An 11665-nucleotide genomic window follows, 5' to 3' on the forward strand; every position below is an offset into this window, starting at 1 on the left:
GTTATCGCTCCATGCTAGACCTGTGTCGAAGGCATGAGTGATCAAATTCCAGGGTGGAAGGGCCTGCTTTCAGCATAATATTTTGTGGACGTTTCCAAGGCCGGCAGTATCTGCCGCCAGACGGCGTTTACGCGTGGTGACCATCAGGTGGACGCCGAAGCGCTAGAATGCGCGGTTTAGCAAAATTCACAACGGGAGACTTCAATGACCCAACCCGTCAGCGTCCCGGCAAACGTCACCCTTCCGGAACTGACGTTCCGCGGCGTTTTACTGGGCGCCTTGATTACCGTGATCTTCACGGCCTCCAATGTCTTCCTGGGGCTGAAGGTCGGCCTGACGTTCTCATCCGCCATTCCCGCGGCGGTGATCTCGATGTCGGTGCTGCGCCTGTTCAAAGACGCGAACATCCTCGAAAACAACATGGTGCAGACGCAGGCCTCCGCGGCCGGCACCCTGTCGTCCATCATCTTCATCCTGCCCGCGCTGGTCATGATGGGGCATTGGCAGGGCTTTCCGTTCTGGCAGACGCTGGGCATCTGCGCGGCCGGCGGCATGCTGGGCGTGATGTTCACCATCCCGCTGCGCCACGTGATGGTGGTGCAAAGCGACCTGCCGTATCCGGAAGGCGTGGCGGCCGCCGAAATCCTGCGGGTGGGCAGCGCCGAACGGGCGCAAGACGCCGCGGGCGAATCGTCCGTGAAGTCCGATGCCAGACCCGCCGCGACCGGCATGGGCGATATCGTGACCGGCGGCGTCTTGGCGGCCGTGGTCAGTTTCGCCGCCAGCGGCTTGCGCGTGCTGGGCGACAGCGTCAGCGGCTGGTTCGCCCTGGGCGGCGCGGTGTTCCGCCTGCCGATGGGCTTTTCGCTGGCGCTGCTGGGCGCGGGCTACCTGATCGGCATCGTTGCGGGTCTGGCCATGCTGACGGGCCTGATCATTTCCTGGGGTATCGCGGTGCCCGTCCTGACGGCCATGGGCGATATGCCCGCCGGGCAGACGCTGGCGCAATACGCCACCGGGCTGTGGTCCTCGCAAGTGCGCTTCATCGGCGCGGGGGTGATCGGCGTGGGCGCAATCTGGACGCTGGCGACGCTGTTCATGCCGATGGCGCGCGGCGTCAAAGCGTCGTTTTCGGCATTGACGAAGGCGGGCGCCGCCCGGGCCGGCCAGGCGCCGCGCACCGAGCGCGACCTGTCGGCCGGGTGGATTTCGATCGTGACGCTGGTGCTGGTGGCGATCCTGGTGATCACGTTCCAGGTGTTCCTGTCGGGCGCGCCGCTGTCGGCCGGCGCCATCTGGAAACTGGTGGCCTACGCCGTGCTGTTCGCCTTCGTGTTCGGTTTCCTGGTGGCCGCGGCCTGCGGCTACATGGCTGGCCTGGTGGGGTCGTCGACCAGCCCGATATCGGGCGTCGGCATCGTGGCCATCGTGCTGGTATCGCTGCTGATGCTGGCCCTGGGGGGTGAATTGCTTGGCGTGCAGAATGGCGTGCAGATGGCGATCGCGCTGTCGATCTTCAGCACGTCGGCGGTGGTGGCCGTCGCGTCGATTTCGAACGACAACCTGCAAGACCTGAAGACGGGCTGGCTGGTGGGTGCCACGCCGTGGCGCCAGCAAGTGGCGCTGCTGATCGGCTGCGTGGTCGGCGCCGCGGTGATTTCTCCGGTGCTGGAACTGCTGTACAACGCTTACGGTTTCGCGGACGCGATGCCACGCGACGGCATGGATCCGGCGCAGGCGTTGTCCGCCCCGCAAGCCACGCTGATGCTGGCGATTGCGCGCGGTATCTTCACCCACCAGTTGAACTGGACCATGATCCTGATTGGCATGGCCGTGGGCGTGGGCCTGATTGTGGTGGACGAAATCCTGAAGCGCACCTGCCGGGTCGCCCGCATTCCGGTGCTGGCAGTGGGTATCGGGATCTATCTGCCGCCGACCGTGGCCGCGCCCATCGTGGCCGGCGCGGTGCTGGCGTGGCTGCTGGAACGGGCCTTGCGCCGCCGCGCGGCCGCCGCCGGCAAGCCCTACGAGCAGTATGCGGACGCGGCGAACCGCCGCGGCGTGCTGATCGCCTCCGGCCTGATCGTAGGGGAAAGCCTGGTCGGCGTGCTGATGGCGGCCATCATCGGCGCGGCGGGCACGGATGCGCCGCTTGCGATCGCGGGCGAAGGCTTCGCGGAGATCGCCTCCTATCTGGGCCTTGCCGCGTTTGTGCTGGTGGCGGTGTTGTTCTGGCGCAGAGTGATGCGCCTGGCATAGCGGCTTGAACGGGACTGCGGGCCGGTCATAGACGGGCCCGCCATCCCGAGGTGTCTCGCGTCAGCGGATCAGGCCGGTTTGAGCAGATCGGATAGCGTGCGCGCAATGACCTTGGTCGCGCGGCGCAGATCTTCAAGCACTACGCGTTCATCGTTGCGCTTGGCATGCGATTCCAGCACCGTACGGGGGCCCGCGCCGTAAATCACGCCGGGGATGCCGGCCTCGGCATACAGGCGCACGTCGGTGTACAACGGTGTGCCCATGGCGGGTATGGGTTCGCCGAAGAGGGCCTCGCCGTGCTTCTGGATGGCACTGACGAGTGGCTGATTGCCGGGCAGGGGGCGCATCGAGTTGGCCAGCAACAGGCGCTTGATCTCGACCGTGATGCCGGGCGACGAGGCGGCCGCTTCCTGGATGATCCGGCGGATGTCCGCTTCGACTTCGGCGGCGTTTTCCTCGGGGATCATGCGGCGGTCCAGCTTGAAGCTGACCTTGCCGGGCACCACGTTGGTGTTGGTGCCCCCTTCGATGCGTCCGATGTTCAGATAGGGGTGCGTGATGCCCGGCACGTCGGATGTCACTTGCTGGTACCGCGCGTTCTGCGCATACAGCGCATTCAGGATCTTGACTGCGCCTTGCAGCGCGTCCACGCCGCTGGCCGGAATGGCGGCGTGCGCCATCTTGCCGTGCACGGTCACTTCCATTTGCAGGCAGCCGTTGTGCGCCGTCACCACTTCGTAGCTGAAGCCCGCGGCAATCAGCAGGTCGGGTTTGGTCAGGCCTTGGGCAAGCAGCCAACCGGGCCCCAGCAGTCCGCCGAACTCTTCGTCATACGTGAAGTGCAGCTCGACCGCGCCGTGGCTGGGCTTGGCCACGGCTTCCAGCGCGCGCACCGCGAACGCGAAACTGGCGAAGTCGCTCTTGCTGACGGCCGATGCGCGACCGTACAGGCTGCCGTCGTCGATTTCGCCGCCATAGGGGTCGTGCTGCCAGCCGTCGCCCGGAGGCACCACGTCGCCGTGCGCATTGAGCGCGATGCGGCGGCCGGGGCCGTACTCGCGCCGTACGATCAGATTGGTGAGGGATTCCAGGCCGTATTCCTTCACCGCGTCCACCGGCACGGGATGGGCTTCGACGTCAAAGCCGAAGTCTTGCAGCAGTTCGGCGGTGCGCACCGCATGCGGCGCATTATTGCCGGGCGGCGTGTCGGTGGGGACGCGCACGAGTGACTGCAGGAAGCTGACTTCCTCGTCAAAGTGGGCGTCGACCCAAGCGTCCAGGCGGTCGTAGTCAGTCATATTCAATGTGGCGTATCGTTGGCAAGGTCGTCCAGCAGGCGTTGCATCGCAAACGCGGCAAGCTGGATGTCGTCGCTGGTGGTGGATTCTCGGGGGTTGTGGCTGATGCCGGCATTCTGGCCGCGCACAAACAGCATGGCTTGCGGCATGACCTCGTGCAGCTTCATCGCGTCGTGACCCGCGCCGCTAGGCATGCGGTAGAGCGGGACACCCAACGCGTCGACGGCGCGCTCCCAGCGCAGTTGCCAGGCGGGATCACTGGGGGCCGCCGCGGCGCGCATCGTTTCTTCCAGGGTGTAACGCAAGCCGCGCCGTTGGCAGATGGCGGCCAGTTCGGCCAGCACGTCGTTGACCAGCGCGTCGCGTTGCGGATCGCTGGGGGCGCGCAAGTCCAGGCTGAAGCGGCATTCGCCCGGCACGACGTTGATCGAACCGTTCGGCACTTCAAGCATTCCTATCGTGCCGACCGAGTCGCCGTCCTGGGCCGCACGCCGTTCAACGTACAGCGCCAGTTCGGCGGTGGCCGTGGCGGCGTCGCGGCGCCGGTCCATCGGCGTGGTGCCGGCGTGGCAGGCCATGCCGAAGATCTGCACCATATAGCGCACGCTGCCATTGATGGACGTAACGACGCCCAGCGGCAAACCCATTTCGAACAGCACCGGCCCTTGTTCGATATGCACTTCGATAAAGCCCAGATAGCGGGACGCATCGCGGCGCAACGCCGGAATGTCGTCGATGCGCAGGCCGGCATGCTGCATGGCGTCGCGCAGGGTGATGCCTTGGGCGTCTTTCTGATCAAGCCATTCAGACTTGAAATCGCCGATCAACGCACCCGAGCCCAGGAAGGTGGCGCGGTAACGCTGGCCTTCCTCTTCGGCAAAGCCGATCACTTCCAGGTGGTAGGGCAGGCGCTGGCCCTGGCGGTGCAATTCACGCACGCACGCCATCGGCACGAAGATTCCCAGCCGGCCGTCGTATTTGCCGGCGTTGCGCACGGTGTCGTAATGGCTGCCTGTCATCAGCGTAGGGGCGTCGGCACGGTCCGCGCGATAGCGGCCGACCACATTGCCGACCGCGTCGATGCCGACCTCGTCGAAGCCGCACTCGCGCATCCATTGCGAGATGCGCTGCGCGCAGGCGCGATGGGCGTCGGTCAGGTACGTGACGGTGAGCTGGCCCTTTTCGGCGTAGCCGGGATCGCTGTGCTGGCTGAGCGCTTCGTGCCAGTCCCAGATGTCGTTGCCTGTCGACAGGTCGATGCCGAAGTCGCCGCCCAGGCGTATCTCGGCGATGCGATGAATGCTGCGCAGCGCTTCCTGGTGTTCGACGTCCGCCGGGTTGTCCAGGCGGCGCACCAGTTCGTCGATGATCTGCTGGGGAGTGAGCGGGACGCCGCGCGGGTCGCGCCCGGCCAGGACGAACGGAAAGCCGAACCGGTCGCTGTAATGCGCGCGCAGCTGCTGAAGGCGCGTTAGCGCGTCGGGGGTGAAATCGGTCACGTCCGCCAGTTCTGGCTGGGCGCGGATCAGCGCCAGCCGGGTGTCCGGATCCGCGCGATCGACGACGTGGCGCAACTGGTGCTGCAACTGCGCCAGCGACCGGAAGGGGCGCGCCTGCAAGGTCTGGCGGGCGACCCATGGCGACTGCGCATACAGGTTATCCAGCATGGCCGCGGCGGCGTCGTCGCCGGCGGCGTTAAGTTGTTCCAGGGTTGAAACCATGGTCGTTAGCCTTAGCGATTCGGAAGATAGGGATGCGTGGCCTTCCAGTGGCGGGCGATGTCCAGCCGGCGGCATATCCACACGCGGTCATGGCTGGCGATGTGATCCAGGAAGCGTTGCAGCGCGGTGATGCGCCCCGGACGCCCCAGCAGGCGGCAGTGCATGCCGATGCTGAGCATCTTGGGCGACTCGTCGCCTTCCGCGTAGAGCACGTCGAAGCTGTCTTTCAGGTACTGGAAGAACGGATCGGCGTGGGAGTAGCCTTGCGGCAAGGCGAAGCGCATGTCGTTGCAATCCAGCGTGTAAGGCACGATTAGTTGCGGTACGACGCTGCCGTCGGTCTTTTGCACTTGCATCCAGAAGGGCAGGTCGTCGCCGTAGTAATCGCTGTCGTACTCGAAGCCGCCGTCGTCGGCCACCAGGCGGCGGGTGCGCGGGCTGTCGCGTCCGGTGTACCAGCCCAAGGGGCGGGCCCCGGTCAGTTCGGTGATGGCGTTCATGCCCAGTCGCATGTGTTCGCGCTCGGTGGCTTCGTCCACGTTCTGGTAGTGCACCCAGCGCCAGCCGTGGCACGCGATCTCGTGGCCGAGCTCGACGAATGCCGCGGTCAGCTCGGGGTGGCGCTGCAACGCCATCCCGACGCCAAAGACTGTCAACGGCAACTGCCGCTTTTCGAATTCGCGCAGGATGCGCCAAACGCCCGCGCGGGACCCGTACTCATAAATGCCTTCCATGCTGAGATGGCGGTCGGGATAGCTGGCGGGGTTGAACATTTCGGATAGGAATTGTTCCGACCCCGCGTCGCCGTGCAGGACGCTGTTCTCGCCGCCTTCTTCGTAATTCAGCACGAATTGCACGGCGATGCGGGCGCGGCCGGGCCATTGCGCGTGCGGCGGATTCCGGCCGTAGCCGACAAGGTCGCGGGGATAGGCAAGGGTGGAATCGTAGGTGTGCATGAAAGAGGCGGGCAGGAGGCCGGATTCGACAAGCGGACGCCGCGTGGCGGACGGGTCATGTTCGGCTAAACCATAGCGGGAAAGCAAGTGGGTGTATACAATTTATGTACATAACTGAGGAAAACGATAATGCCGACGTACGTTCGCACGCACGCCGGCATCGTTTAACGCAGATCACCCGCGGGCCAGCCCATGGCCCCGAATCCTTCCCTAGCCGTTGCGGTACAGAAAGCTGTAGGCGTTGATCGCCGGCACCCCTCCCAGGTGCGCATACAGGACTTTCGAGCCGGGCGGGATCTCGCCGCGGCGGACAAGGTCCATCATTCCCTGCATGGATTTCCCTTCGTAGACCGGGTCGGTCATCATGCCTTCCAGGCGCGCGCACGTGCGGATGGCGTCGTTGGTTTCCGCGGAGGGCAGGCCGTAGGCGGGATACGCGTAACGCGTGTCCAGCACCACGTCGCTATCGGCGATGCCGGCTTCCAGCCCCACCAGATCCGCCGTGCGCCGGGCGATGCGCAGGATCTGCGCACGGGTCTGTTCCGGCGTGGCGGACGCGTCGATGCCGATGACGCGGTCGGCGCGTCCGTCGGCGGCAAAGCCCACCACCATGCCAGCCTGGGTGCTGCCGGTGACCGCGCACACGACGATGTAGTCGAATTTGAACCCCAGGTCGGCTTCCTGACGGCGTACTTCTTCGGCGAATCCTACGTAGCCCAGCCCGCCCAATTCGTGGTCGGACGCGCCGGCGGGGATGGCATAGGGCTTGCCACCGCGCTTCCTCACGTCTTCCAGCGCCTCTTCCCAGCTGCGCCGGAAACCGATGTCGAAACCCTGGTCAACCAGCCGCACGTCGGCGCCCATCAGGCGGCTCATCATGATGTTGCCGACCCGGTCATAGACCGCGTCGGAATAGTCCACCCAGTTTTCCTGGACCAGCACGCAGGCCAGCCCCAGCTTGGCGGCGACGGCGGCCACCATGCGGGTGTGGTTCGACTGGATACCGCCGATCGTCACCAGCGTGTCGCAGCCTTGCTCGAGCGCCTGCGGGATCAGGTATTCCAGTTTGCGCAGCTTGTTGCCGCCGAAGGCCAGGCCGCTGTTGCAGTCTTCGCGCTTGGCGTAGATCTCGACCTTGCCGCCCAGGTGCGCGGACAGGCGGTCGAGCTTTTCGATGGGGGTGTCGCCGAAGGTCAGGCGATGTCGGGGGAATCGTTGCAGATCCATGCGGGCTCCTGAAAGGAAAGGTCCAGCCGGCCGGGGGGGGCGCGGATGGAGAAATCATAGGAATCGCGCAGATCTGCGGTCAATTGCGTTATTTATTTGTTTTCCGTGTTTAAAGTTATTAATTCGCGTTGCTGGGAATGGGATATTTCGAATATAAAAACATCAACGAAATTAAATTTTCAGGGACGTATCAAATGACCGCCACGCCGGGCCGGGACCGCATCGACCGCCACATCCTGCGCGTGCTCCAGGACGACGCCCAGATCACGAACCTGGACTTGAGCGCACGCGTCCACCTGAGCCCGGCCGCCTGCCTGCGACGGGTGGAAAAGCTGAAGGCGGAAGGCGTTATCAAGAAGACAGTCGCGCTGCTGGAACCGGCTGAGGTCGACATGGCCACGCTGGTCATCGTCGGCGTGGTGCTGGACCGTTCCACGCCCGAGTCGTTCACCGATTTCGAGGAAGCGGCGCGCGGCATCAGCGGCTGCCTGGAGTGCCATCTGGTGGCGGGCGAGTTCGACTACTTCCTGATGCTGCGCATACGTGATCTGGAACGCTTCAACAAGCTGCATGCGGGCGAGATCATCAAGCTGCCGGGCGTACGCCAGATCCGCACATTTTTCGTGTTGAAAGAGATCCTGTCCACGACCGCGCTGCCGGTATGACGCGGCTATCGCGCAACACTCTGGTTTGGGTTGCCCGAAAATGACGCGCTGCGGCATTTTCGATTGACGGAATTTGATGGCGCGTAGACGGCTGGATTGCAGGCGTTGGACGGACATTCCAAAGCCGCATGCAGGTATTCCGCGCGGGCTTTTGCGTCACGCAAATGCAAGAAGACGCCCATAAACTCAAAGGGTTATACTTTCAACCATACGGCTATCAAGGCTTGTACGCGCCTTCTGCCCCTGCGATCCGCTTAACGGGAAGCCCGTGCTGCGGAAGGTTTTCCTGCATCGTGTCGAGTGAAGCACTCGTAAAGGTGAAGCGATATGTCTTCGGAAATAGAATCTCTATCCACGTCTTATCTCTTTGGGGGTAACGCCCCTTATGTTGAGGAGCTTTACGAAGCCTACCTCGACAATCCCGGTTCGGTACCTGATAACTGGCGCGAGTATTTCGACCAGTTGCAGCACGCTCCCGCCACCGACGGCCAGGAATCCACTCGTGACCAGGCCCACGCTCCCATCGTCGAATCGTTTGCCCAGCGCGCCAAGGCCAATGCCTTCGTGCAACGCTCGGCCGAACCCGACCTGAGCGTCGCCAGCAAGCAGGTGTCGGTGCAGTCGCTGATCGCCGCCTACCGCTCGCTGGGTTCGCGCTGGGCCGACCTGGATCCGCTCAAGCGCCAGGAACGTCCCCCGATTCCGGAACTCGATCCCGCCTTCTATGGCCTGACCGAAGCCGACCTGGACCAGACCTACTCGGCCACCAACACCTACTTCACGACCGCCAGCACGATGACGCTGCGCGACATCCTGAAGGCGCTGCGCGACACGTATTGCCGCAGCATCGGTGCAGAATTCACGCACATCTCCGACCCCGCCGCCAAGCGCTGGATCCAGGAACGCCTGGAAACCACCTTGGGCGCGCCCGCCTATTCGGCCGAAGAAAAGCGCCACATCCTGCAGCAGCTGACCGAGTCCGAAGGGCTCGAACGCTTCCTGCACACCAAGTACGTCGGCCAGAAGCGTTTCTCGCTGGAAGGCGGCGAAAGCTTCATCGCCTCGATGGACGAAGTGGTGAACCACGCCGGTGAAAACGGCGTCCAGGAAATCGTGGTCGGCATGGCCCACCGCGGCCGCCTGAACCTGCTCGTGAACATCATGGGCAAGATGCCCGGCGACTTGTTCGCCGAGTTCGAAGGCAAGCACGCTGAAGGCCTGACCGACGGCGACGTGAAGTACCACAACGGTTTCTCCAGCGACCTGTCCACCCGTGGCGGTCCGGTCCACCTGTCGTTGGCGTTCAACCCGTCCCACCTGGAAATCGTCAACCCCGTGGTCGAAGGCAGCGTGCGCGCTCGCCAGGAACGCCGCGGCGACGCTGAAGGCAAGCAAGTGCTGCCGGTGCTGGTGCACGGCGACGCGGCTTTCGCCGGCCAGGGCGTGGTCATGGAAACGCTGAACTTGGCGCAAACCCGCGGCTACGGCACGGGCGGCACGCTGCACATCGTCATCAACAACCAGATCGGCTTCACGACGTCCGACCCGCGCGACTCGCGTTCGACGCTGTATTGCACCGACGTCGTCAAGATGATCGAAGCCCCGGTGTTCCACGTCAACGGCGACGATCCCGAAGCCGTGGTGTTCGTCACCAAGCTGGCGCTGGACTACCGCCTGCAGTTCCGTCACGACATCGTCGTGGACATCGTCTGCTTCCGCAAGCTGGGCCACAACGAGCAAGACACCCCGTCGCTGACGCAGCCCCTGATGTACAAGCGCATCGGCCATCACCCCGGCACGCGCAAGCTGTACGCCGACAAGCTGACCACGCAAGGCGTGCTGGCCGAAGGCGAAGCCGATCAGCTCGTCAAGGACTACCGTCAACTGATGGAAGACGGCCAGCGCACCATCGAACCGGTGCTGACCGACTACAAGAGCAAGTACGCGATCGACTGGTCGCCGTTCCTGGGCGCCAAGTGGACCGACCAGGCCGACACGGCCGTGCCGCTGGCTGAACTCAAGCGCATCGGCGAACGCGTCACGACGGTTCCGGAAGGCTTCACGGTGCACCCGCTGGTGGCCAAGCTGCTGAACGACCGCCGCACGATGGCCAAGGGCGAGATGAACCTGGACTGGGGCATGGGCGAACACCTCGCCTTCGCGACCCTGGTGTCCTCGGGCTACGCCATCCGCATCACCGGCCAGGATTCGGGCCGCGGCACGTTCACGCACCGCCACGCCGTGCTGCACGACCAGAACCGCGAACGCTGGAACGACGGTACCTACATTCCGCTGCAGAACGTGTCGGAAGGCCAGGCTCCGTTTACCGTCATCGACTCCGTGCTGTCCGAAGAGGCGGTGCTGGGCTTTGAATACGGTTACTCCAGCGCTGAACCGAACACGCTGACCATCTGGGAAGGCCAGTTCGGCGACTTCGTCAACGGCGCCCAGGTCGTGATCGACCAGTTCATCAGCTCCGGCGAAGCCAAGTGGGGTCGCCAGTCGGGCCTGACGCTGATGCTGCCGCACGGCTACGAAGGCCAAGGCCCCGAGCACTCCTCGGGCCGCATCGAGCGCTTCCTGCAACTGTGCGCCGACAACAACATGCAAGTGGTCCAGCCGACCTCTGCCTCGCAGATCTTCCACGTTCTGCGCCGCCAGATGATCCGTCCGTTCCGCAAGCCGCTGGTGCTGTTCACGCCGAAGTCGCTGCTGCGCAACAAGGACGCGGGCTCCCCGCTGACCGATCTGGCCGGTGGCAGCTTCCACCCCGTGATCGGCGAAGTGGACGACACGATCGACGCCGGCAAGGTCAAGCGCGTGCTGGCTTGCTCGGGCAAGGTGTACTACGACCTGGTCAATGCCCGCCGCGAGCGTGGCGCCGACAACGTCGCGATCATCCGTGTCGAGCAGCTGTACCCGTTTGCGCATAAGTCGTTCGAAACGGAACTGCGCAAGTACCCGAAGGCAACCGAAGTGATCTGGGTTCAGGACGAACCGCAGAACCAAGGCGCCTGGTTCTACGTTCAGCATCACGTGTACGAGAACATGGTCGAAGGCCAAAAGCTGGGCTACGCTGGTCGTGCCGCGTCGGCATCGCCGGCCGTGGGCTACCTGGCCAAGCACCAGGAGCAGCAGAAGGCCCTGATCGAAACGGCTTTCGCGCCCAAGTTCAAGGTCATGTTGACGAAGTAATCCCGACTTGATGCACGCGCCGCGGGCGGCAAGCGTTCAGGAACCCCGTTTCGAACCTTGCCGCGCCGCGTGACCAGAACACAACTTTACGGAATAAACAAAATGGCTATCACCGACGTCGTCGTCCCCCAACTTTCCGAATCCGTCTCCGAAGCGACCCTGCTGACCTGGAAGAAGCAGCCGGGCGCTGCCGTTGAAGCGGATGAAATCCTGATCGAAGTCGAAACCGACAAGGTCGTGCTGGAAGTGCCGGCTCCCGCCTCGGGCGTGCTGGCTGAAATCGTCAAGGGCGATGGCAGCACCGTGACCTCGGGCGAAGTGCTGGCCCGCATCGACACCGCCGG

Annotated in this window: 8 protein-coding genes; 4 read left to right on the top strand and 4 right to left on the bottom strand. The window is 64.2% G+C overall.

The features are described from left to right. Positions 1–204: 204 nt before the first annotated feature. Positions 205–2259: an oligopeptide transporter, OPT family gene (locus HG262_RS27165; protein ID WP_169273968.1), complete on the top strand. Its 2055-nt coding sequence runs from the start codon at positions 205–207 to the stop codon at positions 2257–2259. 68 nt (positions 2260–2327) lie between these two features. Here HG262_RS27165 and HG262_RS27170 read toward each other — a convergent pair whose 3' ends face one another. The 4 genes from HG262_RS27170 to HG262_RS27185 all read right to left on the bottom strand — a co-directional run bounded on the left by HG262_RS27170 (position 2328) and on the right by HG262_RS27185 (position 7461). Continuing rightward, positions 2328–3557, bottom strand: coding sequence for an ArgE/DapE family deacylase (locus tag HG262_RS27170; protein ID WP_169273969.1), 1230 nt, complete (start codon positions 3555–3557; stop codon positions 2328–2330). 2 nt (positions 3558–3559) lie between these two features. After that, a complete protein-coding gene (locus HG262_RS27175) occupies positions 3560–5278 on the bottom strand; it encodes a hydantoinase/carbamoylase family amidase (protein WP_169273970.1) in 1719 nt (572 codons plus the stop codon). 11 nt (positions 5279–5289) lie between these two features. Continuing rightward, positions 5290–6234 (bottom strand): allantoinase PuuE, encoded by a 945-nt coding sequence (gene puuE, locus HG262_RS27180; RefSeq protein ID WP_169273971.1) that lies wholly within the window; start codon positions 6232–6234, stop codon positions 5290–5292. Positions 6235–6444: 210 nt separating this feature from the next. Then, positions 6445–7461 carry a 1-aminocyclopropane-1-carboxylate deaminase gene (locus HG262_RS27185; RefSeq protein ID WP_169273972.1) on the bottom strand — a complete coding sequence of 339 codons (1017 nt, stop codon included), beginning with the start codon at positions 7459–7461 and terminating at the stop codon, positions 6445–6447. Between the two features lie 194 nt (positions 7462–7655). Here HG262_RS27185 and HG262_RS27190 point away from each other — a divergent pair, with 194 nt between their 5' ends. From HG262_RS27190 to HG262_RS27200, 3 genes are all read left to right on the top strand, one after another. Next, complete coding sequence (locus tag HG262_RS27190; RefSeq protein ID WP_169273973.1) at positions 7656–8126, top strand: winged helix-turn-helix transcriptional regulator; 471 nt, start codon at positions 7656–7658, stop codon at positions 8124–8126. Between the two features lie 327 nt (positions 8127–8453). Beyond that, a complete protein-coding gene (locus HG262_RS27195) occupies positions 8454–11321 on the top strand; it encodes a 2-oxoglutarate dehydrogenase E1 component (RefSeq protein WP_169273974.1) in 2868 nt (955 codons plus the stop codon). Positions 11322–11423: 102 nt separating this feature from the next. Further along, on the top strand, positions 11424–11665 hold a 242-nt coding region (locus HG262_RS27200), incomplete at its 3' end, for a biotin/lipoyl-containing protein (protein WP_304529618.1).

The sequence above is a fragment of the Achromobacter sp. Bel genome, assembly GCF_012928505.1.
Lineage (GTDB): Bacteria > Pseudomonadota > Gammaproteobacteria > Burkholderiales > Burkholderiaceae_B > Achromobacter.